The sequence below is a fragment of the Halomonas campaniensis genome, assembly GCF_002211105.1.
GTDB classification, from domain to species: Bacteria; Pseudomonadota; Gammaproteobacteria; order Pseudomonadales; family Halomonadaceae; genus Vreelandella; species Vreelandella campaniensis_A.
Genome location: NZ_JPUA01000023.1, coordinates 1 through 24,344, shown reverse-complemented (window position 1 = coordinate 24,344; position 24,344 = coordinate 1). Strand labels below are relative to the sequence as shown.

The following is a 24,344-nucleotide window of genomic DNA, read 5'->3' as shown; positions in this document are numbered from 1 at the left end:
ATGCGAGAGTAGGTCATCGTCAGGCACTTATTTAACGAAGAACCCAGCCATCCGGCTGGGTTTTTTTGTTTGTGTGGAAGAAAATAAATAGCGCTGGATAAATGCTATGATGCGCCCCAATTAATTAGGTAGCCCACACCGTTTGTGATGGGCGGAATCGAGGTGAAGTGGTGAGTGAAACGGTACCTACGTCATGGTTGGTTTACTGCCGTCCTGGGTTTGAAAGTGATGCGTTGGCAGAACTGCTGCATCATGCAGCATTACAGGGTATTGCCTGTGAGCCATCTCATGGAGAAGGATGGGTAAGCTTAACGCGTGTCGATGGGGAAGCAGTGAATGATTTACACCGCCAAGCAGCGTTTAAAAAGCTGATCTTTGCGCGCCAGAGCTTAGCGGCATTGCCTGCGCTCACTCTTTCACGTGACGACCGTCTTACCGCTATCTTGGAGCAGGTAAAAGCCAGCCGCTGGAGCTTTGAAGAGATTTGGCATGAAACACCGGATACCAACGATGGCAAAGCGCTGGCCGGACTGATTAAGGCGCTTACCAAGCCGCTGGAAAGTATGCTGAAAAAACGTGGTGCGTTAAGGCGCAGCGCGGGCGCACGACGCCTGCATATTTTCTGGACTGACGGTGATCAAGTGCAGTTGGCGATGAGCTTCCCAGGCAACCGTAGCGATTTGATTAATGGTATTCGTCGGCTGCGCTTTCCCTCCCGTGCGCCTAGCCGCTCAACGCTGAAGTTGGAAGAGGCGTGGCACGAGTTTATTCCTAGGGATGAGTGGGATGTGCGGCTAGCACCGCATATGCAAGCAGCTGACTTAGGGGCCGCCCCAGGAGGTTGGACGTGGCAGTTGGTTCAGCGCGGCATGTACGTGTACGCCATTGATAATGGCCCCATGGAATCACAGTTGATGAAGACTGGGCAGATTGATCATCTCAAAGAGGATGGCTTTACCTGGGAGCCACCACAGCGTCTAGACTGGCTGGTGTGCGATATTGTTGATAAACCAGTGAGAGTGCTAGCCATGGTGGAGCGATGGCTGATTCGTAAATGGTGCAAAGAGGCGATCTTCAACCTTAAGTTGCCCATGAAAAAGCGCTGGGATGAGGTAACGCGTTGTCTAACGGCGTTGGAAGAGTCGCTGGAAAAGGCGGGTGTGCATGCGAGCGTATCATGCCGTCACCTCTACCATGATCGGGAAGAGGTAACGGTGCACGTGAGGTTAAGAGATTAATGGGTCAGCAATGCCTGTTTAATAGCCAGGCTCATAAATCCGGATAGTTTCATCTTCGGTTAACAGCGGTAAAATACGCTGCATGGCCATCGTCCGTGCTTCGCTTGAGTGCCACTCTTTCCAGGCGCGGATATCACGCCATTTGGTAATCATCAGTCGACGATCGGTGTGACCCAGTTCTACCAGTGTTTCACCGCCTATGAAGCCCCTTACGCCAAGGGAAACGCGCATTGCCTCCCGCGCTGCTTGCTCAAACTCTTCTTCAAGACCGGGCATGATTCGCCGTTCGATGATAACTTTAATCATACTTACTGTTTCCTACATCGAGGATATTAATGGCTGATAATACGGGTACGTTACCCAGCTTTGACGCAGTATTGGACACCACCGGGCTCTATTGCCCAGAGCCGATTATGCTTATGCATAACAAAGTGCGCGAAATGGCCTCAGGCCAAGTGCTCAAAGTGATTGCCACTGACCCAGCCACCACACGAGACGTGCCCAAGTTTTGTCAATTTTTAGGACACGAACTGCTTGAACAGGATACCTCCTCTGAGAGTAACTACTTCTACTTTATACGTTTAGCGTAGCCCTTTGTAATAGCCGACCCGCCCATGCGAGGCTCGCATCACCCCATTGATGTTGGCCTCGCTCAAAAAGCGGCATTAAGGCGCTCGGTTAATCACTTGCCACAACCATCATGGCTAGCGCATCAAGCGTAGCTGGATCTTCTTCCAGTATACGGTTGGCAATATGGCGCTGGAAAAAGTAGACGGTTTGATGGCGGGCGTGGGCGCTGTACAAACACGTATCCCCTAACAAAATCGGCGTCATTGCGGCTTTGTTCTCGTCGGCAAGCAATGCGTCCAGACTGCCGTCGCTGTAAAGGCGCCAGCCGTAAACGGGTTTCATATGCCAGGGCGAGTTGGGATGATTCATGCACAGTGCATGGGTGCCCAGAGTGTCGGGGATTTGCTGAATGAGGGTGACTTCGCCAGAAGCCTCATAATCAAAGTATTCAGCCGCCGCGACGAGCTCGTGGTATTTGTGATCAGGTGGTGTGTCAAAAATTTCTTCCGTTTCAGGATCACGATAACCTATGAAGTAGCCATTCTCTTGGCTATTCAAATCTTGGCAGGCTGCCAGGGTTTCCATCCACGGCACCAAGCCGATGACGCTACCGTCCTCTTTTAATCCCCAGGCCAGAATAGGCAAGCCATAGTAGGCATCTGGACTCGCAGCGAGTTGGTACACCATCTCTAAACCATCTAGCTCAGGAGCTAAACGGACTAGGCACTTTTGCGCCTGCTGACGCTGGCGCACAGTTTCCAGGTCGATGACCTGGGCAGAGCGGGGTGACAGGGATGCGCCCATTGTGTCCCTCCTTGTGCTGCGTGGTCATCACGTTGGTGAAGCAGATGTTTGGTGTGCGTCGTTATTCATCTTGCTTCATTACTCACCAATAGCACAAGTTGCTCATAAGGTTAAGGGTTCTACGCTTTTTAATTGTGTGAACAAGGTGAAAACTGTGCTCGTAGCGCTTGGTGCTCCAGAAGTGCTTGCTGGAACTGGCGCCAGGGCGCTTGGCTATTTGTCAGCGAAAGCCAACGTGCTTGATAGCGTTGAACCGCCTTTGGCTTGTCTACCTGCTGCGCATCGATTAAGCGATTGATCGCTGTTAGCCACTGCCTGGCTGTGTTTGCTAAACGCTCAAGCGGCTGCGACTCCCAATAAGTCAGGCAGCGAGTGGTATCGCTGTGCCGAGCTAACAACGCGCTTGCTTCTGTTAAGCGTTGAGTGGCGAGTAGCAGGGCGCGCAACACTTCGGCGGTTAGGGGGCGCTCTTGCAGGGTTTTTAAATGGTTTTCAAGGGTTGAAGAGTCCTGCACCCAATTGTGGTCAAACTGGTGGTCGGTCATTTGCTGTAAATAATCGATGGCGTCAAGCTGCTGCTTAATAGCGGTTTCATCGACGTTAGAGAAAGGTTGGCTTGCTCGTGAGAAGCTCTTCACCCACTCGCTGGAATCAAAAATAGCGTTCCAGCTTACCGCCGGCAGTTGGCCTGTTTTAGTGACTGTTAATTGCTCTAGGCGGGTACGATCCTCATCGCTTAACTGATCGGGAACCTCGCTATTCAAGCAGGTGCTGAGCCGTTGCCAGAGGGCGCGCTCATATAACCACTGTTGGCTGGGCGGCGCGACTCGGCCTAGCTGGTTATTGCGTGCAGCAACCAGGGAGGTTATTTGGCATTCACGCAAAGCGTATACATTCAGTAGGCTATCCCGAGTCTCAGGGATCGCTATAACCCGATCAGGGCGCTCAGGGAACTCACCAATATTACCGGGATCAGTTCGTTTGATGTCCGTCACGGCAAGGTCATTGGCAAGCTGTTGATGATAGCTCTGCCACCGCTGCTCAGTGGGATTGTCGCCACAGCCAGCCAGGAGTGCGCTTGAGATGATTGCGAGAGAATGGTTTCTCCACCGATCCATTTTCACCCCCGAATGCTAATTCGCTGTAAGCGCCAGCCAAGTAGTAGGGCCGCAGTGCTTAGGCCCGCGATCAAGCCAATCCAGTAGCCATGCACTCCAAGTGGAGCAATCATGTCACCCACACCACGGGAGCCCAGCCAGTGGCCGCCGCCGAGCCCTACGATCCAGTACGAGAGCACCGTTATCACCATCACAATGCGAGTATCTTTATAGCCGCGTAAGGCGCCTGCTAAATTGACCTGTAACGAGTCGGAGAGTTGGAAAATAACGGCCAAGGCAATGATCGAGAGCGCTAGCGCCTGTATCTCACTATTGGAGGTGTAAAGTGCAATCACCGGTACGGCACTTACCCACAGCAGGACGCTGTTAATAGCCGCAACGATGACACTAATAACAATACCATTCCAGGCGACTTTACGGGCGTGTGCCAAGCGTTGCTGACCGAGGGTGTTACCGACTCTTACGGTCAGCGCCATACTAAGCGACAGGGGCAGCATAAACAGAATGGAGGTGAAACTTAGCGCTATTTGGTGGGCACCCACCGTGACCTCACCAAAGCTGGCAATGAAGAGTGCAATCAGCGTGAACAGGGTTACTTCAACAAAAATGGCCACGCCGATGGGAACGCCCACCACCACTAATTCACGTATACCTAGCCATTGGGGCGGTGTCAGTTTGTGCCAAATCGCAACGCTTTTATAAGTACTTCCTCTGCGCGTGTAGTAGGCCATCGCCAGCGCCATCGTCCACATGGAGAGTGCCGTCGCAATGCCACAGCCAAAAGCGCCCAAGGCAGGTAACTGTTGCAAACTAGTGGGAACCCAGGGGCCAAATAGATCAACCAAGCCATCGCCGCCATAGATCAAGAGGTAGTTGGTAGGAATGTTGACCATAAGCCCGACCAGACTGATCCATAGCGCCGGCCGGGTATGATTCATGCCATCGGAAAACGCTCTAAGCGCCTGAAAAAGGGCGATCCCTGGCATGCCAAAAGCGACGGCTGAAAGGTAGTCAGCAGACTCCTTTGCCACCTCTGGAGGCACCTTCATTAATATAAATATCGGCATAACGGCCGACCAGAGCAGCACTGCAGCCACGGCGCCTAGCAATAGCGCGACCCACAGCGCCTGGTGAACGGCCGGGCGAATAGCCGTATTGCGCTGCCCGCCTAGCAAATGAGCCACTATGGGCGTCAGCCCCATCAAAGTGCCGGTCATAAAGAGCATGAGCGGCATCCATAGACTCGAACCCACCGATACGGCGGCAAGGGACGTGGCATTATGTCGGCCGGTCATCATCACATCGACAACGCTCATCCCCGCCTGAGCCAGCTGGGCACCACAAATAGGCAGTGCCAAAAAGATTAAGGCTCGGGTTTCTGGCCAGTACACTGATCTAACGTTTTGAGTAAAGCCGCCCACTTGTTGACTCCTAATGGGTAAAATTTGCTATGAAAGGCCGCTATATTAGCAGGAGCGACTGCCTTTGGGGCTAGCCGTTAGCTTGTGTTAACTGTGCAGGTATAATGTCTCAAAACCAATGACAAACGAGGTCAATGTGAGTGACACGCAGGATCGATGGACGCTAGCCGATATTACCGCGCTTTTTGACGGGATTTTTGCTGAGCGCTATCAAACCCGATTGGTTCGGGGCGGGGACGAGCCTCTCTATCGGCCCGCTAACAGTGAAACCCCTTATCATCAGGTTATCTTTGCGCGGGGCTACTATGCCAGTGCGCTGCACGAAATCAGTCATTGGTGTATTGCCGGTGAAAAGCGACGCCAGTTGGAGGATTACGGCTACTGGTATTGCCCAGATGGCCGTAATGCCGAACAGCAGAGGGCATTCGAGCAGGCTGAAATAGCCCCACAGGCGCTGGAGTCTATTTTTACCCGTGCCTGTGGTCGGGTGTTCCATGTCAGCGTGGATAATTTAGGCGGCGATATCGAGGTGGATATAGCGGCTTTTGCGGCGCGAGTAGAGGCCCGCGCCCAACGCTATTTGGAAAAGGGCTTGCCAGCTCGCGCCAACGCCTTTCAGGTGGCGCTTAGAGGCTACTACTCTGACCAGGCGACGTTAGCGGAAGCCGTGGCACAGGCTCATGCCACCTTGGATGAAAGGGATAAAGCGCTGTCGGCTTAATCCTCCTCGGTCGGGCGCTGATGCATCGATAGCATAACCTCAAGCTCATGTTCGGGTCGCATTGGCTCCAGCCCAAGCTCGCTAAACGTTTCGCGACGCTGGCGGTGCCATTCGCCTGGGGTAATGGAAGGGTAGAGCACCGACGCCGGGGCCAGCTCCACGAAAGGGTCTAGCCCATAGGTGTCAAACAATCGCGCCAGTGCCGCTTCGTCGTCGCCGTTGTCGCTGGTATAGAGCGTGGCGGAGAAGTGATCATTCTCAAGCTCGCGAATCACCTCTAGCGGGCTAACGCCCAGGCTCTCCAGCTCTTCCATGCTATAGGCGCCCATTGCGTTGGTATCTTCTTTGATCCAGCTATCGTCCGGCTGAATCAATGTCTGCTTCACCCGGCCATCGGGTAGCGACCAAGCAATGGCTAGCGGGAGCCCATCGTCTTCGCCCGTTTCAATGGCTATAAACCCTGGATAATCGACCACGCTAATACTCCTGTTAAGATTCCGTAGGAAGACGGAAAAAACGCTGGGCTGTCTGTGTGGTTGCCGCGCCTAGCTCAGCTTCGCTAATACCTTGCCACTGGGCGATCTCGCGGACAATCCACGGCAATAAAGCCGGTTCGTGTCTTCGCCCCTTTAACTTCGCCGGTAGGTTGCGGGGCAACAGATAAGGGCAGTCGGTTTCCACCATTAATAGCTCCAGCGGTATATCGCTTACCAGAGGGCGCAAATGATGACCGCGCCGCTCGTCGCAAATCCAACCGGTCAGGCCTATATGCAAGTCTAGGTCGAGATAACCAAACAGCGTATCGCGGTCAGCGGTAAAACAGTGCACTACCGCGTGGCTGATGTCGTCTCGCCACACATGCAGGATTTCGCGCATACGCTGGCCCGCATCCCGCTCGTGCAAAAACAGAGGCAAGCCGCTTTCTACTGCCAGTGCCAGCTGTGCTTCAAAGGCTCGCTCCTGCTCCTGGGGCGTTGAGAAGTTGCGATTAAAATCCAAGCCGCACTCGCCTACGGCGACGACTTCCGGCATGGCATGCAGGGCCGCCATGTCGCGCTCGAGGTTCTTATCCCAGCGACTGGCGTCGTGGGGATGCACTCCCGCTGTGGCGTAGAGGCCAGGATACTGCTTAGCCAGCGCAACCGCTTGCTCGGCGTGGGTCAGGTCGGTGCCGGTGACGATCATGGTGGTTACCTGCGCGGCCCGGGCACGCTGGATAACTGCCTCAAGATCACGACCGAAGCTTTCATGGGTCAAGTTAGCGCCGATATCCACCAAAGGGGCGCTAGGCCGAAACTGTAGTGCTTCGGGTAAAAAATCATCGGCATCCGCAATAGCCAAAGGTCTCTCCCGTTCAATCTGCAAAGTCACCATTGTAACGGCATGCGCGAGCATCGACTAATGGTGTATTTAAGAATGTGAGCGCAAGGAAATGGCATGAATTGCAAAAAAACTGGCTCGATAGGTAAACAGCTAGCGCTTATTAGCGCCTAAGATGAACGCAAGCTATGGCGTGCTACGTCGCTGCGATTGATTCAATAACACCCTTTAATAACAACAAAAGAGAGCAACATAATAATGCCAGTATCTCTTCGTTTATCTCACAGCTTTGCTACTTCCACTCTCGCCGCTGCCATTCTGATGGCCAGCTATGCGCCCACTACTTTTGCTGATGAGGGTATCTCTGATAACGAAATCCGCATTGGCTATTTAGCCGATATGTCCGGCGTTTATCGCGACCCCATTGGCCCATTGGGTGAAGACGCTATCAATATGGCGATTGAAGATATGGGCGGCAGCGTCAATGGGGCCAATATTGTGGTGTTTAGCGCCGATGACCGTAATAGCCCCGATGTAGGCTCAAGCGTCGTGCGTGAGTGGATCGATGAGCGCAACGTCGATATGGTCACCGGGCTGGTGGCATCTTCTGTCACTCTGGCGGCGGTGAGCCTGCTGGAAGAGGCGGATAAACTTGGACTGGTCAATGGCGCTGTCTCTTCAAGCATTACCAATGAGCACTGTTCGCCCAATCATATTCACTGGGTTTATGACACCTGGGCGATGTCCAACGGAACGGCAAAGGCAATTACCGATGAGGGCCACAAAAATTGGTTTTTGTTAAGCGCTGACTACTCCTTTGGCCATGCACTGGAAGCCGACGTCACACGCGTAGTGACTGAAAATGGCGGCACCATCGTGGGCAGCGCTCGCCACCCTTTCCCCAGCAGTGACTTCTCCTCTTTTATGCTCCAGGCCCAGGCGTCCGGCGCTGATGTCATTGCGCTGAATAACGCTGGCGGCGATACGATTAACGCGGTGCAGACAGCAGGGGAATTCGGCATTACCCAGGCAGGGCAGATTCTGGCGGGCATGGTGCTGTTTAGTACTGATATACGCAGCATTGGCTTGGAGAACGCGCAGGGTCTGCAGTTTACCAAAGCGTGGTACTACGATTTAAACGAAGAAACTCGAGCCTGGGCGGAGCGTTTCCGTGAGCGTACCGGCAGCATGCCTACCATGGTACACGCGGGTCTCTATTCCAGTACTCGCCACTACCTTGAAGCGATTGAAGCTACCGGCACCGATGACACCCAAACCGTCCGTCAGCAAATGGCCGATACCCCCATCAACGACATCTTCGCCACCGATGGCTACATCCGTGAGGATGGCCGCATGGTTCACGATATGTATTTAGTAGAAGTGAAAACACCTGAAGAGTCGCAGGATGAGGATGATCTCTTTCATGTTATTCGCACCATTCCTGCAGAAGAGGCCTTCCGTCCGCTTTCAGAGAGTGTCTGCCCGCTGGTAAACAGTTAAGTCTTTGCCAACTCACTACAACAACTCAGAGGATTTGGCATGCCGGAAACGTCGGTTATTCAGCAAAACAGTATCGGGGCTGCTCTAAACCGCAGCGCTCGAAAATATTCTCACCAGCTGGCGCTGGTATTTGGCGAGCGCCAATGGCGCTATCAAACGCTCAACCAGGCAGCCAACCGCGTAGCCAATGGCCTGCTGGCAGCCGGGCTTACGCCAGGTGATCGGCTGGCGGTGTATGGCAAAAACTCTGATGCCTATGTCATCGCCTGGCTTGCCGCTGCTAAAGCGGGGTTGGTGCATGTGCCGATCAATTTCGCTTTAAGCAGCGATGAGCTGCGCTATATTCTTGACCAGTCGGGAGCAACTGGCCTGCTCAGCGATATCAGCCTCGCCGACAAAGTAAGTGCCGCGACCGAAGGCTTGGATCTAACCATGATGGGCACCCTGCATGCGGATCAGGGGCGAGATGCGAAAAGCTTTGATGTACTCGCTCATGCAGTTTCAGGATCCAGTAGTGAAGCGCCCAATAGTGAAAAGAGTAGCGAAGAGCCCAATGTGACGGTCGACGGTGCCAGCCTTGCTCAATTGCTCTATACCTCGGGCACCACCGCCGCGCCTAAGGCCGCGATGATGACCCATCAGGCACTGATGGCCGAATATATGGCTTGTATGGTTGAGCTGGATATTAAAGGCAGCGACGCCATGCTCGCCGCGCTGCCGCTCTACCACTCAGCACAAATGCACGTCTTTCTCATGCCAGCACTGTTGCTCGGTGCGCCCGTCTATTTGCTAGAGGCGCCGCTTCCCGAGCTGTGTTTAAGCGCCATAGCTGATCACCAGATCGCGTCATTTTTTGCCCCGCCCACGGTCTGGATCAGCCTGCTGCGCCACGCTGAATTTGATCGCTTTGATTTAAGCGCTCTAAATAAAGCCTATTACGGTGCCTCGATTATGCCGGTGCCGGTACTGGAAGAGCTTCAGCAGCGTATACCGGGCGTCGGGCTCTATAACTGTTATGGGCAGAGCGAAATAGCGCCCTTGGCGACCGTGCTTCGACCTGAAGAGCACGCCGAGCGGCCCGCTTCAGCCGGGCGGCCCATTTTGACGGTGGAAACCCGCATCGTCGATCTTGAGATGAACGATGTGCCGCCCGGCGAGCATGGTGAAATCGTCCACCGATCGCCGCAGCTCATGAACGGGTACTGGGATAAGCCGGCGATGACTGAAGAAGCCTTCCAGGGCGGTTGGTTCCACTCCGGGGACGTGGGCTACTTCGATGAAGCGGGCTATTTGTACGTTGTTGACCGTATCAAGGACGTGATCAATACCGGCGGCGTGCTGGTGGCTAGCCGTGAAGTAGAGGAAGGGCTATTCAAGCATCCGGCGGTCTCCGAAGTGGCGGTGATCGGTCAGCCCGACGAGAAGTGGATCGAAGCCATCACGGCGGTAGTTGTATTGAAAGAGGGCCAAGAGGCAAGCGAGGAGGAGCTGATCCATCACGCAAAAACGCTGATGGCACCTTATAAAGTGCCTAAGCGCATCCTTTTTTCCGATGCGCTGCCCAAAAGTACCGCAGGCAAAATCCTTAAACGCCACCTACGTCAAGACCTTAAGGGGTAAGCATGGACGCGCAAACGACCGACCTGTTTCACGCCATGATCCAACGCTGCCTAAGACAGGAGGTTGCCCCGTACTACGATGAGTGGGAGGCAGCGGGTGAAATGCCGCGCTCACTGTGGCATGCATTGGGAGCGGCGGGGCTGCTCGGCATTGACCTTGACGAACAGTACGGTGGTTCAGGGGCTGATATCGCCATCACCCAGCTGGCGCTGGAAGAGCTCTCCCGCCAGGGGTTTGGTGGTCTTGCCAGCGCCTATAATATCCACGCCAATATCGTTATGCCCTACCTGCAGAACCTGGGGACAGCGGCGCAATGTGAGCGTTGGCTACCTGCCATGGCCCGTGGTGATGCGCTTGGGGCCATCGCCATGACCGAACCCCATGCGGGTAGTGATCTTGCGTCAATGAGAACTAGGGCGAAGCGCACTAGCGATGGCTGGGAGTTAAGCGGTAGCAAAATCTTTATCACCAACGGTCAGTTTGCCGACCTGGTGATCGTATGTGCCAAAACCGACCCTTCCGCCGGGTCAAAGGGCGTGTCACTGTTTTTGGTCGACACCCGCTTACCCGGCTTTTCACGGGGTAAGCCGATTAAAAAGATTGGCCAGCACGCCAGCGACACCGCCGAGCTGGCCTTTGATCAAATGCATTTGCCCCATGAGGCGCTGCTGGGGGAGGAGGGCGCCGGGTTCCGCTACCTAATGCAGGAACTGCCCCGTGAACGCCTGGGCGTAGGGGCACAGGCGCTGGGCGCCGTGGAGGGAGCACTGGCGCTGACGTTGGAGTACGTACAACAGCGCCAGGCGTTTGGACAGCGGGTGGCGGATTTTCAAAATACCCGCTTTACCCTGGCGGAGATCAAAGCCCAGCTGGACGTGGCCCGCGCCTACTTTGAGCACTGCGTCGAAAAGTACCGCCAGGGCACCATGAGCAGCACGGATGCGGCGATTTTAAAACTGCAGCTCAGTGAGCTGCAGTGTCAGGCGGTGGATCGTTGCCTGCAGCTATTTGGCGGTTACGGCTACACCCACGAGTATCCCATTTCACGTTTTTATCTGGATGCCCGAGTACAAACGATTTATGCCGGCAGCTCGGAGATCATGAAAGAAGTTGTCGCCCGCTCGCTGCTGGGCAAAGTGGCTTAGCAAGACGATGCGTTTGAACACAGGAGAGAGCCATGCGGTTGGATGATGTAGTGATTTTAGGTGGTGCACGAACCGCTATAGGGAGTTTTGGCGGGTCGCTCTCAACCAAGGCGCCGTTTGAGCTGGGGGCGATAACCGCCAAAGAGGCGTTGCGGCGGGCAGGCGTTAAGGGCGGAGATATCGATCACTCGGTATACGGTCACATTATTACCACTGGCCCTCAGGACGCCTATCTGGCGCGCCATATTGCCCTTGAAGCAGGTGCGCCGAAAGATGCAGGGGCCTTCAACGTCAATCGGCTATGTGGTTCAGGTGTACAGGCGGTAGTGTCCGCCGCCCAGCAGATTGCTCTGGGCGACAGCCGTTTAGCGCTGGCAGGCGGCGCGGAATCGATGTCGCGTGGTGCCTATCTGCTGCCGCCCCAGGCGCGCAACGGCGTACGTATGGGTGATGTAAACGTTGAGGATTTAACCCTGGGTATTTTGAGCGACCCCTTTGGTAGCGGCCATATGGGCTGCACCGCCGAGAACATCGCGAAACAGTATGGCCTAAGCCGTGAGCAGTTGGATCAGTTTGCCTTTGAAAGCCATCAAAAGGCGGCGCGGGCGATTGCTGAGGGACGCTTTGACGATCAAATCGTAGCGGTGGAAGTCAGCCGAGGTAAGCAAACGATTCAGTTCTCTCGCGATGAGCATGTGCGCGATGGCGTCCAACTTAGCGATTTGGCGCGGCTCAAGCCTGCCTTCCAAAAAGACGGCATGGTTACCGCAGGAAATGCCTCGGGTATCAACGATGGCGCAGCCACGTTAGTGCTGGCCCATACCGATGAAGCCACACAGCGTGGCTTAACGCCCAGGGCGCATCTTCGTGTTGCCACAACAGCAGGCGTTGAGCCAGCGCTGATGGGCCTTGGCCCGATTCCTGCGGTGCAACGCTGCCTCCAACAGGCGGGGCTAAGCATTAACGATATTGATGTGATTGAATCCAATGAAGCCTTTGCTGCCCAAGCTCTGGCGGTGGCCGACACGCTAGGTTTTCCGTTAGAGAAACTAAACCCTAACGGCGGCGCGGTTGCCTTGGGGCATCCGGTGGGGGCCACAGGGGCTATTCTGATTCTCAAAGCGCTACACGAATTGGAACGTATTAACGGTCGCTACGGCTTGATAACGCTGTGTATTGGTGGAGGGCAGGGCATCGCCCTGCTTATCGAGCGCGGCTGATCCGAATCGGTTGCTACAAGAACAGTGCTATAAGAACAAAGTTAAAGGAGTTTATATGCCTTCAGTAACCCCGAAAATTTTACCCGCCACGGCCTCTGCGACAAACCCTGCTTTAATGATTGGTGACCTGCTGGAGGCTGGTGTGCGTATGGCAGGCGACAATCAGATTGTCTATCGGGATCAGAGCCGTCACAGCTATGAGCGCTTTCGTGAGAGAGTGCATCAACTGGCCCATGCGCTGACGTCACAGGGCGTACAAGCCGGTGACGTGGTAGCAGTACTGGATTGGGATAGCCACCGCTACTTGGAGTGCTTCTTCGCCATTCCAATGATTGGTGCGGTACTTCACACGGTGAACGTGCGGCTGGCCCCGGATCAAATCCTCTATACCATGGATCACGCCGAAGACGCTTTCGTCATCGTACACGAAGAGTTTTTGCCACTGCTTGAGCCGCTGGCCGATAAGCTGCCACAAGTACGTGGCTACCTGCTGTGTCAGGAGGCTCCGCAAACAATCGATACCACGTTGCAGCTGGTGGGCGAGTTTGAAGCGCTATTAAGCCAGCAGCCCACTCACTACGATTTTCCCACCTTTGATGAAAACGCCGTCGCCACACTGTTTTACACCACCGGCACCACGGGTAACCCCAAAGGGGTTTTCTTCACCCACCGCCAGTTGGTGCTGCATACCTTGAACGAGTCTAGCGCTTTCCAGGCGCCCGGTTTTGAGCTGCTCAACCGCGACAAGGTTTATATGCCCATTACCCCCATGTTTCATGTTCACGCCTGGGGAGTGCCGTATACCGCCACGTTGATGGGGGCTACCCAGGTCTACCCTGGCCGCTACGAGCCGGAAATGCTGGTCAAGCTGCTGGTTAGCGAGAAGGTCGACTTCTCCCACTGCGTTCCCACCCTGCTCAATATGGTAGTCAGCGCCGAGGCGATTGCCTCAAAACAGGTCGATCTCGCCGGTTGGAAAGTATTGGTTGGTGGCAGTGCGTTAACACAGTCGCTGGCAAGCAAGGCATGGGCATTAGGGATCGATACCCGTAGTGCTTATGGAATGTCGGAAACCTGCCCGCTACTTACAGCCGATATTCTGCCGCGGGATATAGGCGATGCTGATTTTGAGACCCAGCTACCCTGGCGCTGTAAAGCGGGCCTGCCGATACCATTGGTTAAACTTCAAGTGGTCGATGCGGACGGCGAGCCGCTACCCAATGATGGTAAAAGCGTTGGCGAAGTGCGTGTTCAGGCACCCTGGCTGACCCAGGCCTACTACAAAGAGGAGAAACGCAGTGCGGAGCTATGGCGCAACGGCTGGCTGCATACCGGGGATGTGGGCTCCCTTGATGAGCGGGGCTTTCTGACCATTAGCGACCGCATCAAGGATGTGATTAAAACCGGCGGCGAATGGCTCTCGTCGTTAGAGCTGGAGAGCTATATCAGCCAGTGCCCAGGGATTGCCGAAGTGGCGGTGATTGGGGTGGCGGACGATAAATGGGGGGAGCGTCCTGCTGCTTTAGCCGTCCCAGTGGATTTAAACAACCCACCTACCACGGAAACCGTGCAGGCGTTTTTAGAGCAGTTTGTCACTGAGGGCAAACTCAACCGTTGGGCAATCCCCAGTATGATTCGCTTTGTGGATGTTATCCCCAAAACCAGCGTGGGCAAGCTGGATAAAAAACGTATTCGCAGCGAAATTTAGATACTCTTAGGATTACTCCTTCACAACTGCTCATCCACAGGGTACGAGGGCAGGTTGGAGCGAGGGTCTTTTTCCATGGCCGAAATATGTTCCCAACAATTTCGGCATTTCCGCCATCCATGGCGGTTAGATGGAAAAAGTAGCGTCCACGGATGGATTCACAGCGCCCTCGCGGAAACCTGCCCGCGGCACTGATGCCTTCATTCAGGTAACTGCTATAGCTTTGCACGATCAGAGAGCATTTCCCGCCGTGCGTGCTTTGCGATACGCGGCGGGGGAGTTGCCTGTCCAGGTTTTGAAAGCCCGGCTAAAGCAGGCTAGATCCTCGAAGCTCAACGCCTCCGCGATGCTGATCAGCGGCTTCTCACTGCAGGTAAGAGCCTGAATCGCTACATCGCGGCGGTACTCATCCTTGACCGCTTGAAAGTGAGTGCCCTCCCTTTTGAGATGCCGCGCCAGTGTACGTGGGGACATATGCAACGCATCAGCGACGCTATGCACTGTGCCGGAAGTGGTCAGGTGGCGTGCGAGGTGTTCGCGCACCCGGTGGGTGAGCAGGCGATCTGCAAACGACACATAGAACCAGTCTGCCGGGGCGCGCTTTAGAAAAGCGCCCAGGTGTTTCTTGGTCTGCCGAATAGGGTGATCAAGGAAGTCGCGGTCTATATAAATTGCGGTTTGCGGCTGCTCAAAGCGCACCGTGCCTGGGTAAAAATAGAGATAATCAGCGCTGTATGGCGGCTGAGGGTAAGCGCACTCCATCAAAATGGGCGGTATTTTACGCGCAATCATCCACGACGCGATGCCGTGGAACAGCTTGAGCATCAGCTCATGAATCAGAGTGCGGCTGCCCAATAAGGGCGCATGCTCTACTAGCGCCATGCGAGCGAAGTCTCCTTCAAGCGTAAACACATAGCCAAAATCATCGAGAAGAATACGGAAAAACTGCGTATAGCGGTGCAGTGCCACCTGCAAATTGGGCGCATCCAGCATGCTTAAACACAGCAGCTTCAGGGTGCCTCCCCGCAATGGGCGGGAAAAAAAGCCGGGCGTTTCGTCGTCCAGTTCGTTCACCAGCCCGCGATACAGTTCGGCAAACTGCTCAACCGTGACGCGGCCATGGGGGGCCGAAAGTAAAAAGGGCGAAATACCCGCCCGTTCCAGGTAGCGTGTGGGCGATGTTGAGCTGTTGGGTAAGCCTTTAAAAAGCTCATTCACAAAATGCATCGAGACGGTCACCGTCACGTTCAGCCCGCCTTTAAAAGTCGTTTTTTGGTTGAGATATTGTCGTTGCTGGCAAAACGGTATCACGCTGGTGATTTCCGCTCTACGATTCACCTCTATATGGTTCCCCCTCCTGGGCCGCTCATGCGTTACACTGTGCGCCTCACGATTTAGGAGGACACCGCGTGACCCTGTTACGACTCGAACAGCTGCAACTCGCCTACGGCAACCATGTACTACTCAATCGCGCCGACCTGACGGTTGAAAAAGGCGAACGGCTGGCGCTGGTCGGGCGCAACGGCACCGGCAAGTCCACTCTGCTGAAGCTGGTAGCGGGGGATATCCTCCCCGATGACGGCTCAATCTGGCGGGCACCTGGCCTCAAAATCGGCGTGTTGGCTCAGGAACTGCCTGAGTCATCCGGCCTGACCATTTTCGATATGGTCGCCCAAGGTCTGCCGGAAGCTGGGGAGCTACTCTCCGAGTACGATCATCTTATCAATGATCCCGAACCTGATATGGATCGCATGGCGACCCTGCAAACGCGTCTGGAAGCCATTGATGGCTGGTCTTTCCACCAGCGTATCGACACCGTGCTGACCCGCTTGGGCCTGCCCCCAGCGGCTGAGATGAGCTCCCTCTCCGGTGGCTGGCGGCGCCGGGTGGCGCTGGCGCGTGCCCTGGTCGCCGAGCCCGATCTACTGCTGCTCGATGAGCCCACCAACCACTTGGACTTAGACACCATTGCCTGGCTGGAAGAGCAACTGCTGGCGTTTAACGGCGCGGTGCTGCTGATTACCCACGATAGGGCGTTTCTTTCCAAACTGGCGACCAATATTCTGGAGCTGGATCGCGGCCAGCTAGGCCGCTATCCCGGCAAGTACGAAGAGTACCAGGCCCGCAAGCAGCATGAGCTTGAAGTGGAAGCCCGGGAGAACGCCGAGTTCGATAAAAAACTTGCCCAGGAAGAAGCCTGGATTCGTCAGGGCGTTAAAGCACGGCGTACCCGCAACGAAGGCCGGGTTCGAGCGCTCGAGGCAATGCGTAACGAGCGTAGCCAGCGCCGCGAGCGCCAGGGCAATGCCAACCTGACGGTGGATCGCGGTGAGCGTACCGGCAAGCGCGTTGTGGAGCTGCAAGGCGTCACCCAGCGGTTTGGCGATGAGGTGATACTGCGCGATATTAACCTTGAGGTACTGCGCGGTGACCGTATCGGCTTCCTGGGGCGCAACGGCGCGGGCAAGACAACTCTGCTGAAAATCCTGCTGGGTGAGTTGGAACCCAGTGAAGGCAAGGTACAGATGGGCACCAACTTGAAAGTGGCCTATTTCGACCAGCTGCGCGCCGGGCTTGAGCTAGAAAAAACGGTCTATGACAACGTTGCTCAAGGTAGCGACCGCGTTAGCGTGGGCGGTAAAGATCGCCACGTGATGAGCTACCTGCAGGACTTTCTATTCACCCCCGAGCGGGTACGCCAGCCGGTGAAAGCGCTCTCCGGTGGTGAGTCCAACCGCCTGCTGTTGGCCAAGCTGTTCACCCAGCCAGCTAACGTGCTGGTGCTCGATGAGCCGACCAACGACCTCGACATGGAAACCCTGGAGCTGCTCGAAGAGCTGCTGCTCGATTTCGACGGCACGCTGCTACTGGTCTCACACGATCGAACCTTTATGGATAACGTGGTAACCAGCATGCTCGCCTTTGAGGGCGATGGCGTTGTGCGTGAATATGTAGGTGGCTATACCGACTGGATTCGCCAGGGTGGCAAGCTACCGCCAGCGCCTTGGGAAGGGGCCGCACGTCAGCGTACCGAGCCCACTTCGGAAGCGCCCAAAAAAGTGGCTGAAGCACCTGCCGCAACGGCCAAGAAAAGCGTCAAACTCTCGTATAATCTGCAGCGTGAGTTAGATGCACTGCCCGCTGAAATCGAACGCCTTGAGGGGCAGGTAGAGGCGCTGGAGAGCGAAATCGGAGACCCTGCGTTTTATCAGCAGGACGCTGACGCCGTCACGGCTAAGCTGCAAACACTTGAAAAAGTGCAGAAAGCGTTAGAAGTTGCGATGGAACGCTGGATGGAGCTGGAAGCGATGGCTGCTGGCGAATAAGCTTTAGAACGTTAAAAGGCGCCGTATGGGCGCCTTTTTTGTAAGCGATACAACGCAGTAGATTATTCGTCGCTTTTTTCGCCTTTTTTACCCACGCGTACCGCGAGGACATCGCATTGGGCGCCGTGAAGTACGCCGGTAGAGGTTGAGCCGAGCAGAAGGGCGAAGCCGTGGCGGCCGTGGGAGCCCACCACGATCAAATCTACACCGTGTTCTTCAGCAAAACGGTGGATTTCGGTGTCGGGCATACCCACCACGACGTGCTGGTCAGCCTCGGCAATATGTGGGGCGGCAATTTCGGCTAAGCGTTTTTTGGCGTGTTCATCCAATTGATCCTGGATGCTGGTCAAGTCCATGGGAATATCGCCACCGTAGGCGAACCCAAGCGGTTCCAGGGTATGCATAATGGAGATTTTGGCTTGGTCGTTGCGTTCAGCGATCGCAACGGCACGTTCCAGAATCTTGTGGGAGTCTTTGGTTAAGTCAACGGCAACTAAAATGTGGTGATAGCTCATGGCGTATCTCCTTGGCAGTAGGTAACAAAGAGGTTCTTTGTTCAATGACCGTTACTTTAGATGGCGTGTCCTGTTTTAACAATGACTTGAGTCAAAACAGCGACCTGAGTCATGGTTTTTAGAATAGTTTATATAGTGTGGCTTATGTGGGAGGAAATGTAGAGATGGAATGGTTGATTATCGTGTTTATTATGCTGTTTGTCATTGCGCCGGTGATGTGGCTAAAGCCTAGCCCGCGTCAAAAACGCCAGCAGGCGCTGCGCACTCAAATCGCTAAACAGGGCGTCAGCATTAAACTGGAAAAGCCGCCGCTACACCATTTTAGAGGTACCATGCCGGCTTATCGCTGGCACTATCCCCAGGAAGGGCCGGGGCCTGATTTTCTATTGGTAAGAGACAGCAATGCCAGTGAAGCCTTAACGCCATTTCATGCTGGCTGGCGCTGGCGGATAGCCCCTTTGCGGCCTTTACCTGATGCCGCCACAGCAGCGTTAAAAACACTGCTTGAACGCTTACCGCAAGACGCCTTGGTGGTGCAGTCGACCCCTTATGCATTGACGCTTTGGTGGTGGGAGTCGCAAACCGCGGAGCGATTCGCGACCTACCTACCTGAATTTCAGCAACTGCGGGAGGCGCTGCGTGGTCGTGCCGACCAGCCTTTCAGCCAGCCGTTAAAGGGCACTGAGAAGTCGTCTTCTAAAGTAAGTGATCAAGATACTGGGCTATCCTGATCCCGTGCTTGTATCGCTAAGCCGTTGGATTCAATCACCGCCAACCATTCGTTGAGTTGTTCGAGGTTCTCTTCGCTTAAGCCAGCGAACATCTCTTTGCGCGCTTGTTGCGCAACGCTGTCGATCTGTTCCAGCAGCGGCATCGCGGCAGGGGTAAGATAAATCCGCTTGCTGCGACGGTCGTTGTCGCAGGCTCGGCGCTCCACTAAGCCTTGTTCTTCGAGCTGGCCCAGAGTGCGCACAAGAGAGGGCGCCTCAACGCCAATCGCACGGGCGAGATCGCACTGTGGATGGCCTTCGCCAAGACGCCACAGGTGATACAGCGTCACCCAGCGTGTTTGGGTTAATCCCAAGGGCGCCAAGCGGCGATCCAAGATGGAGCGCCATAAGTGAGGCAAGCGTGCGATGCGAAATCCAATCGTTGAAGCCATAGGTAACTAGCTGCCAATAAATGTGAGTAGTCGAATTGTCATAAGCTACGCCGCTGAATGCAAGGCGCTTGACCCTTCAATCTTCCGGTCGCGCCTCTTCATCGTTAGGTCGACCCGGCACGAACCGCCGTAAGTTTAATCCACTTAGACCACTGGCGCGTATCTCTCCATCTGCCAGCGTGGCTTCCTGAGCATCGTCTGAGACCTCAAAACGTATTAATCCCAAGCGCTGGCCAGTACCTGTCATGATATCAATGCGCCAATCGCCGGTAGGGTCTTCGGGAAAGTTTTGTTTGTGGCTCCATGCGCGGTAACCCTGCTCGCGTCCGCCATCGATATTAAGCTCGACGACATCCATTGGCACACCATTGTGATGCCAGGCATGGGTAATAGTTTCACTTAATCCACGCGGTGCCCGAATAGCGGTGTAAACATAAAGGCCATTTTCGCTGATGGCTTGCGGCGTTAACGCCATTGAGCCTTGGGGCAGGCGCTGCTCGATATCAAAGCCGGGAGACAGCGCGCTGCTGGTCATCCATAGGCTGGCGGGCGGCACCCAAATGCGTCCAAGCCACGCGCCATAGGCGAGCAGTAGGGTCAACACAAAAAAAGCGCACCAGCGTTTGAGGGAACGCTGCTTCAGCAAGTGCCAAAAACTGGGCAGAGCCACCAGAATGGTGATCCCCAGGGCCAGCAGCAAACTCTGGCCCGTAGTGAGGTGTACCATGATGGGCAGCGTCACCAGTAGAACAAGAAAAACGCACTGGGCGTGGAAGATGAAGTAGACACTCCGCCATCGCTCGGCAACTTTGAAGTAGAGTGGATCGATAATTGATAGAAGCGCCATGCCGCCCACCAGTAGCGCAAATAGCGTTTGCCCGCTATTCCATACGGTAGTGACTAAAATGAACGGCAGCGTGAAGAAAAGCGTCTCCTGGTGAATCATCTGGGCGATAAAGGTGGTCACGCCACGGGGTGGTGTAGGGTGGCCCCGCCGAGAGAGCCAGCGACTGATCAAACCTTCAGAGAGCAGAAGTGTCCAGGCAAACAGTAATCCCAGCGCCAGCGCTGCGCCGAGCCACTGCTGGCGATCCACCAGAAAGAAACTACCTAAACCGGCAGCGAACGCCATGGGTGGCCACATCCAGCTCCACGGTTTTATCCGTTCGACAATGCTTTCAATACGCCGCTGAACGGCCTCAATGCGCGATGGCGTGAGCAGTGTGCCCATAACAAGGTAACCTACAAAATTAAAAGAAGCGTGATCCTAGCAGCATGAACGGATACAGGGGAGTGCTGGTCTCACTAGATGGGTAAATTAGCCAAAAGTCTGGGCTTGACGTTATCAGGCAACTCAACCAAGCTAAGGTAATCAAACGACCGTATGAAAGTCGTGTGGAAGCCGTATGAGAAACGTGGCGGGTTCTCTTTTCAGAGCCAGCCCGAAAATGTGGAGAGAGCGCGGATGATCTATCAAGGCAATGCCATTACGGTGACACGTCGTGACACCCCGAGTGGCAATAATATCGCAATGCTCACTTTCGATCTGAAAGATGAGTCCGTCAACAAGCTTTCCAGCGCGGTGGTCGCAGAGCTGAGCGAAGCAGTAAAAGCCATTCAAGCTGAAAATAGCTTAAAAGGTTTACTTATTGCGAGCGGGAAAGATGTGTTTATCGTGGGCGCCGATATCACCGAGTTTCACACTCTATTTGATAAAGGCGAAGCCTACCTTGAGGAGATGAATCTCAAGGTTCACGATATTTTTAACGCTATTGAAGATCTGCCGTTCCCTACCGTAACAGCGATCAATGGTCTGGCGCTGGGTGGTGGCTGCGAAGTACTGCTAACCACCGATTTTCGCGTGATGGGCGACAAAGCCAAGATCGGCTTGCCCGAAACCAAGCTCGGTATCCTGCCTGGTTGGGGTGGCTGCGTGCGTCTACCGCGCATTATCGGCGCCGATAATGCCATTGAGTGGATTGCCGGTGGTACCGAAAACCGTGCCGATGCCGCGCTAAAAGTGGGTGCCGTCGATGCGGTGGTGACGGCTGAACAGTTGGAAGAGGCCGCACTGGATATTCTTGACCGTGCGAATGCCGGTGAGCTGGATTACCAGGCCCGTCGTGCTGAAAAGACCAGCCCGCTTAAGCTCAACCCGATTGAACAGATGATGGCGTTTGAAACGGCTAAAGGCTATGTCGCCGGTAAAGCGGGGCCTCATTATCCGGCGCCGGTAGAAGCGATCAAAGTGATTCAGAAAGGCGCTGGCGAAGAGCGTGGCCGTGCCCAGGCGATTGAAGCCAAAGCTTTCGCCAAGCTGGCACTCAGCAGCGTGGCGTTCAACTTGGTGGGTCTGTTCTTGAACGACCAAGTGGTCAAGAAAAAAGCCAGCAAATATGAGAAGCAGGCGCAGCCGGTGAAGCAAACGGCCGTGCTGGGTGCGGGTATCATGGGTGGTGGTATCGCTTATCAGAGTGCCTCTAAAGGCACGCCGATTCTGATGAAAGATATCAAGGATGACGCCATTGAGCTGGGCCTGAAAGAAGCCCGGAAGCTATTTGCCAAGCAGGTAGAGCGCAAAAAGCTGACCACCGAGCAGATGGCGGAGAAGCTGACGAATATTCGTCCAACGCTCTCCTACGGTGATTTTGGCAACGTCGATCTCGTTGTCGAAGCGGTGGTAGAAAACCCCAAAGTCAAAGACGCCGTACTGACCGAAGTGGAAGGGATGGTGGGCGAAAATACCATTCTCACCTCGAACACATCGACGATTTCTATCAACCGCTTGGCGCAAAACCTCAAGCGGCCGGAAAATTTCTGCGGTATGCACTTCTTCAACCCCGTACACCGCATGCCTCTGGTAGAAGTCATCCGTGGTGAGAAGACTTCGGATGCCGCCGTTGCCGCCACCGTGGCCTACGCCCGGGCAATGGGTAAAACACCGATTGTGGTCAATGATTGCCCCGGCTTCTTGGTCAACCGCGTGCTGTTCCCCTACTTTGGCGGCTTCAGCTTCTTAGTCGAGCAAGGCGCTGACTTCCAGCACGTTGATAAAGTGATGGAGAAGTTTGGCTGGCCCATGGGCCCGGCCTACCTGCTGGATGTGGTCGGTCTGGATACCGCCGTTCACGCCAATGAAGTCATGGCGGAAGGCTTCCCAGATCGGATGGCCCGCGACGGTAAAACCGCTATTCAGGTCATGTACGACAACGACCGTTTAGGCCAGAAGAACGACAAGGGCTTTTACGCCTACGAAGAAGACAAGAAGGGTAAGCCGAAGAAAGTCACTGACGAAGCGGCTTACGCTTTAGTTAAAGAGGTGGTGAAAGAGCATAAAGAGTTTTCCGATGAGGATATTATCGCTCGCATGATGGTACCGCTCTGCTTGGAAACCGTGCGCTGCCTGGAAGATGGCATTGTGGCAACGCCAGCCGAAGCCGATATGGCGTTGATCTATGGTATCGGTTTCCCGCCGTTCCGTGGTGGTGCATTGCGCTACATCGACGCCATGGGCGTTGCAGAGTTCGTCAAGCTGGCGGAAGGGCTAGCCGACGAGTTGGGGGCACTGTATGCGCCCACCGACAAGCTGCGTCAGATGGCTCAGAACAACGAGCAATTCTATTCCAGTGACAACTCTGCCACCCAGGCCTAACCACCACGCACAGGAGATATAAGATGAGTTTGAATCCGAGAGACATTGTGGTGGTAGACGGTGTTCGTACCGCCATGGCGAAAGCTAAAAATGGCGCTTTTCGTAACGTTCGCGCAGAGAACCTCTCTGCGGCGGCAATGCAGGCGCTATTTACCCGCAATCCTAATCTAGACCCTTCTGAAGTGGATGATGTGATCTGGGGCTGTGTGAACCAGACGCTTGAGCAGTCGATGAATATTGCTCGTAACGCGGCGATCATGACCGGTATTCCTCGCTCGGTGCCTGCGCAAACCGTTAACCGCTTGTGTGGCTCTTCGATGACGGCGCTGCATATCGCCGCCGCCAATATCAAAGCGGGGATGGGCGACTTCTTTATCATCGGCGGTGTTGAGCACATGGAGCACGTACCCATGGCCCACGGCGTTGACGTTAACCCGGCGGCCAGCAAATACGCAGCCAAAGCAGCGATGATGATGGGCCTAACCGCGGAACTGCTGGGCAAAATGCACGGCGTTTCCCGGGAAGAGCAGGATAAGTTCGGCGTTCGCTCTCACCAGCGCGCCCAGGCGGCGATGGAGAAGGGCTACTTCGATAACGAAATTATCGGCGTCGAAGGCCACGACCAGCGCGGTTTCAGAGTGATGGTGACGCGGGACGAAGTTATTCGTGGCGACTCCACCCTGGAGTCCATGGCGAATCTGAAGCCGGTATTTGATCCGCGCAACGGTACGGTTACGGCGGGTACTTCCTCGGCGCTTTCCGTGGGTGCCTCGGCAATGGCCGTGATGAGCTACGAGCGCGCTCAAGCGCTTGGCCTAGAGCCTATTGCGAAGGTGCTCTCTACCGGTGTCGCGGGTTGTGATGCGTCGATCATGGGCTATGGTCCGGTACCTGCATCTAAGAAAGCGCTGAAAATTGCAGGCCTTTCCGCGGCGGATATTCAAACTGTTGAGCTTAATGAAGCCTTCGCCGCTCAGGGGATTCCAGTGCTAAAAGATCTTGGTTTCCTGGATGCCTTGGACGATAAGGTTAACCTGAACGGTGGCGCGATTGCCCTCGGGCACCCGCTGGGTTGTTCTGGCTTACGTATTTGCACCACGCTGCTTAACGTGATGCAGCAGCGCGATACCACCCTCGGCTTAGCCACCATGTGTATTGGTATGGGGCAGGGCGTTGCGACGGTATTTGAGCGGTTGAAATAACCACTTCGCTCTTATTGCTTCAAATCGGCACCTTGCGTGAACTGCACCCCAAAAGTTGGACGCTCATCCAACGATTGGGGTGTTTTTCATGACGAAACATAA

Annotated in this window: 22 protein-coding genes; 12 read left to right on the top strand and 10 right to left on the bottom strand. The window is 54.9% G+C overall.

What is annotated here, in order from left to right:
- Window positions 1-167: 167 nt before the first annotated feature.
- Window positions 168-1,238 (top strand): 23S rRNA (cytidine(2498)-2'-O)-methyltransferase RlmM, encoded by a 1,071-nt coding sequence (rlmM, locus tag JI62_RS08090; protein WP_170938507.1) that lies wholly within the window; start codon window positions 168-170, stop codon window positions 1,236-1,238.
- Window positions 1,239-1,256: 18 nt separating this feature from the next.
- Here the strand turns inward: rlmM and JI62_RS08085 are convergent, their stop codons facing one another.
- Window positions 1,257-1,544: an antibiotic biosynthesis monooxygenase family protein gene (locus JI62_RS08085; RefSeq protein WP_088699674.1), complete on the bottom strand. Its 288-nt coding sequence runs from the start codon at window positions 1,542-1,544 to the stop codon at window positions 1,257-1,259.
- A gap of 29 nt (window positions 1,545-1,573) precedes the next feature.
- Here JI62_RS08085 and tusA point away from each other — a divergent pair, with 29 nt between their 5' ends.
- Window positions 1,574-1,828 carry a sulfurtransferase TusA gene (gene tusA / locus JI62_RS08080; RefSeq protein ID WP_088699673.1) on the top strand — a complete coding sequence of 85 codons (255 nt, stop codon included), beginning with the start codon at window positions 1,574-1,576 and terminating at the stop codon, window positions 1,826-1,828.
- An 88-nt stretch (window positions 1,829-1,916) separates the two neighbouring features.
- Here the strand turns inward: tusA and JI62_RS08075 are convergent, their stop codons facing one another.
- The 3 genes from JI62_RS08075 to JI62_RS08065 all read right to left on the bottom strand — a co-directional run bounded on the left by JI62_RS08075 (window position 1,917) and on the right by JI62_RS08065 (window position 5,151).
- Window positions 1,917-2,612: a hypothetical protein gene (locus tag JI62_RS08075; RefSeq protein WP_088699672.1), complete on the bottom strand. Its 696-nt coding sequence runs from the start codon at window positions 2,610-2,612 to the stop codon at window positions 1,917-1,919.
- 128 nt (window positions 2,613-2,740) lie between these two features.
- Window positions 2,741-3,730, bottom strand: a complete 990-nt coding sequence (locus tag JI62_RS08070) for a DUF3080 family protein (protein ID WP_088699671.1) — start codon at window positions 3,728-3,730, stop codon at window positions 2,741-2,743.
- A gap of 2 nt (window positions 3,731-3,732) precedes the next feature.
- Window positions 3,733-5,151, bottom strand: coding sequence for an MATE family efflux transporter (locus JI62_RS08065; RefSeq protein ID WP_088699670.1), 1,419 nt, complete (start codon window positions 5,149-5,151; stop codon window positions 3,733-3,735).
- A 136-nt stretch (window positions 5,152-5,287) separates the two neighbouring features.
- Here JI62_RS08065 and JI62_RS08060 point away from each other — a divergent pair, with 136 nt between their 5' ends.
- Window positions 5,288-5,872, top strand: a complete 585-nt coding sequence (locus tag JI62_RS08060) for an elongation factor P hydroxylase (RefSeq protein WP_240513177.1) — start codon at window positions 5,288-5,290, stop codon at window positions 5,870-5,872.
- Here JI62_RS08060 and JI62_RS08055 read toward each other — a convergent pair.
- Together JI62_RS08055 and JI62_RS08050 are read right to left on the bottom strand one after the other, a co-directional pair.
- Window positions 5,869-6,348 carry a hypothetical protein gene (locus JI62_RS08055; protein ID WP_088699668.1) on the bottom strand — a complete coding sequence of 160 codons (480 nt, stop codon included), beginning with the start codon at window positions 6,346-6,348 and terminating at the stop codon, window positions 5,869-5,871. The genes JI62_RS08060 and JI62_RS08055 overlap by 4 nt on opposite strands.
- 13 nt (window positions 6,349-6,361) lie before the next feature.
- Entirely contained in the window at window positions 6,362-7,246 is an 885-nt protein-coding gene (locus JI62_RS08050) for a TatD family hydrolase (RefSeq protein WP_430750716.1), read from the bottom strand.
- Window positions 7,247-7,450: 204 nt separating this feature from the next.
- Here JI62_RS08050 and JI62_RS08045 point away from each other — a divergent pair, with 204 nt between their 5' ends.
- The 5 genes from JI62_RS08045 to JI62_RS08025 are packed head-to-tail and all read left to right on the top strand — an operon-like array spanning window position 7,451 to window position 14,385.
- Window positions 7,451-8,692, top strand: coding sequence for an ABC transporter substrate-binding protein (locus JI62_RS08045; protein ID WP_088699666.1), 1,242 nt, complete (start codon window positions 7,451-7,453; stop codon window positions 8,690-8,692).
- A 39-nt stretch (window positions 8,693-8,731) separates the two neighbouring features.
- Window positions 8,732-10,312, top strand: a complete 1,581-nt coding sequence (locus JI62_RS08040) for a fatty acyl-CoA synthetase (protein WP_088699665.1) — start codon at window positions 8,732-8,734, stop codon at window positions 10,310-10,312.
- Between the two features lie 2 nt (window positions 10,313-10,314).
- Window positions 10,315-11,457, top strand: a complete 1,143-nt coding sequence (locus JI62_RS08035) for an acyl-CoA dehydrogenase family protein (protein WP_088699664.1) — start codon at window positions 10,315-10,317, stop codon at window positions 11,455-11,457.
- A gap of 32 nt (window positions 11,458-11,489) precedes the next feature.
- Complete coding sequence (gene bktB, locus JI62_RS08030) at window positions 11,490-12,677, top strand: beta-ketothiolase BktB (RefSeq protein ID WP_088699663.1); 1,188 nt, start codon at window positions 11,490-11,492, stop codon at window positions 12,675-12,677.
- Window positions 12,678-12,732: 55 nt separating this feature from the next.
- On the top strand, window positions 12,733-14,385 hold the full coding sequence (locus tag JI62_RS08025; protein WP_088699662.1) for a fatty acid--CoA ligase: 1,653 nt from the start codon (window positions 12,733-12,735) through the stop codon (window positions 14,383-14,385).
- 231 nt (window positions 14,386-14,616) lie between these two features.
- Here the strand turns inward: JI62_RS08025 and JI62_RS08020 are convergent, their stop codons facing one another.
- Window positions 14,617-15,630 carry an AraC family transcriptional regulator gene (locus tag JI62_RS08020; RefSeq protein WP_088699661.1) on the bottom strand — a complete coding sequence of 338 codons (1,014 nt, stop codon included), beginning with the start codon at window positions 15,628-15,630 and terminating at the stop codon, window positions 14,617-14,619.
- A 164-nt stretch (window positions 15,631-15,794) separates the two neighbouring features.
- Between JI62_RS08020 and JI62_RS08015 the strand changes: the two genes are divergently transcribed.
- A complete protein-coding gene (locus tag JI62_RS08015) occupies window positions 15,795-17,711 on the top strand; it encodes an ATP-binding cassette domain-containing protein (protein ID WP_088699660.1) in 1,917 nt (638 codons plus the stop codon).
- Between the two features lie 62 nt (window positions 17,712-17,773).
- On the opposite strand, the gene JI62_RS08010 is transcribed toward JI62_RS08015, so the two are convergent.
- Window positions 17,774-18,226, bottom strand: a complete 453-nt coding sequence (locus JI62_RS08010; RefSeq protein ID WP_088699659.1) for a universal stress protein — start codon at window positions 18,224-18,226, stop codon at window positions 17,774-17,776.
- Between the two features lie 164 nt (window positions 18,227-18,390).
- On the opposite strand from JI62_RS08010, the gene JI62_RS08005 reads away from it, so the two are divergent.
- On the top strand, window positions 18,391-18,957 hold the full coding sequence (locus JI62_RS08005; protein ID WP_022522963.1) for a hypothetical protein: 567 nt from the start codon (window positions 18,391-18,393) through the stop codon (window positions 18,955-18,957).
- On the opposite strand, the gene slyA is transcribed toward JI62_RS08005, so the two are convergent.
- Together slyA and JI62_RS07995 are read right to left on the bottom strand one after the other, a co-directional pair.
- Window positions 18,936-19,388 carry a transcriptional regulator SlyA gene (gene slyA / locus JI62_RS08000; RefSeq protein WP_022522964.1) on the bottom strand — a complete coding sequence of 151 codons (453 nt, stop codon included), beginning with the start codon at window positions 19,386-19,388 and terminating at the stop codon, window positions 18,936-18,938. The two genes, JI62_RS08005 and slyA, sit on opposite strands and share 22 nt — an antisense overlap.
- A gap of 76 nt (window positions 19,389-19,464) precedes the next feature.
- The gene (locus JI62_RS07995) at window positions 19,465-20,619 is read right to left on the bottom strand and encodes a DUF5924 family protein (RefSeq protein WP_088699658.1); all 1,155 of its coding nucleotides are present in this window, start codon (window positions 20,617-20,619) and stop codon (window positions 19,465-19,467) included.
- A gap of 234 nt (window positions 20,620-20,853) precedes the next feature.
- Here JI62_RS07995 and fadB point away from each other — a divergent pair, with 234 nt between their 5' ends.
- Both fadB and fadA read left to right on the top strand, forming a co-directional pair.
- Window positions 20,854-23,040, top strand: coding sequence for a fatty acid oxidation complex subunit alpha FadB (fadB, locus tag JI62_RS07990; protein ID WP_088699657.1), 2,187 nt, complete (start codon window positions 20,854-20,856; stop codon window positions 23,038-23,040).
- Window positions 23,041-23,063: 23 nt separating this feature from the next.
- A complete protein-coding gene (fadA, locus tag JI62_RS07985) occupies window positions 23,064-24,242 on the top strand; it encodes an acetyl-CoA C-acyltransferase FadA (RefSeq protein WP_088699656.1) in 1,179 nt (392 codons plus the stop codon).
- Window positions 24,243-24,344: the final 102 nt, after the last annotated feature.

What these genes read in the sequence shown, in the direction of transcription:
- tusA (WP_088699673.1), top strand. Translation starts at nt 1,574, where the DNA reads ATGGCTGATAATACGGGTACGTTACCCAGCTTTGACGCAGTATTGGAC.
- fadB (WP_088699657.1), top strand. Translation starts at nt 20,854, where the DNA reads ATGATCTATCAAGGCAATGCCATTACGGTGACACGTCGTGACACCCCG.
- JI62_RS08075 (WP_088699672.1), bottom strand. Translation starts at nt 2,612, where the DNA reads ATGGGCGCATCCCTGTCACCCCGCTCTGCCCAGGTCATCGACCTGGAA.
- JI62_RS08050 (WP_430750716.1), bottom strand. Translation starts at nt 7,246, where the DNA reads ATGGTGACTTTGCAGATTGAACGGGAGAGACCTTTGGCTATTGCGGAT.
- JI62_RS08040 (WP_088699665.1), top strand. Translation starts at nt 8,732, where the DNA reads ATGCCGGAAACGTCGGTTATTCAGCAAAACAGTATCGGGGCTGCTCTA.
- JI62_RS08035 (WP_088699664.1), top strand. Translation starts at nt 10,315, where the DNA reads ATGGACGCGCAAACGACCGACCTGTTTCACGCCATGATCCAACGCTGC.
- JI62_RS08010 (WP_088699659.1), bottom strand. Translation starts at nt 18,226, where the DNA reads ATGAGCTATCACCACATTTTAGTTGCCGTTGACTTAACCAAAGACTCC.
- JI62_RS08070 (WP_088699671.1), bottom strand. Translation starts at nt 3,730, where the DNA reads ATGGATCGGTGGAGAAACCATTCTCTCGCAATCATCTCAAGCGCACTC.
- bktB (WP_088699663.1), top strand. Translation starts at nt 11,490, where the DNA reads ATGCGGTTGGATGATGTAGTGATTTTAGGTGGTGCACGAACCGCTATA.
- JI62_RS08085 (WP_088699674.1), bottom strand. Translation starts at nt 1,544, where the DNA reads ATGATTAAAGTTATCATCGAACGGCGAATCATGCCCGGTCTTGAAGAA.
- slyA (WP_022522964.1), bottom strand. Translation starts at nt 19,388, where the DNA reads ATGGCTTCAACGATTGGATTTCGCATCGCACGCTTGCCTCACTTATGG.
- JI62_RS08005 (WP_022522963.1), top strand. Translation starts at nt 18,391, where the DNA reads ATGGAATGGTTGATTATCGTGTTTATTATGCTGTTTGTCATTGCGCCG.
- JI62_RS08045 (WP_088699666.1), top strand. Translation starts at nt 7,451, where the DNA reads ATGCCAGTATCTCTTCGTTTATCTCACAGCTTTGCTACTTCCACTCTC.
- JI62_RS08025 (WP_088699662.1), top strand. Translation starts at nt 12,733, where the DNA reads ATGCCTTCAGTAACCCCGAAAATTTTACCCGCCACGGCCTCTGCGACA.
- JI62_RS07995 (WP_088699658.1), bottom strand. Translation starts at nt 20,619, where the DNA reads ATGGGCACACTGCTCACGCCATCGCGCATTGAGGCCGTTCAGCGGCGT.
- fadA (WP_088699656.1), top strand. Translation starts at nt 23,064, where the DNA reads ATGAGTTTGAATCCGAGAGACATTGTGGTGGTAGACGGTGTTCGTACC.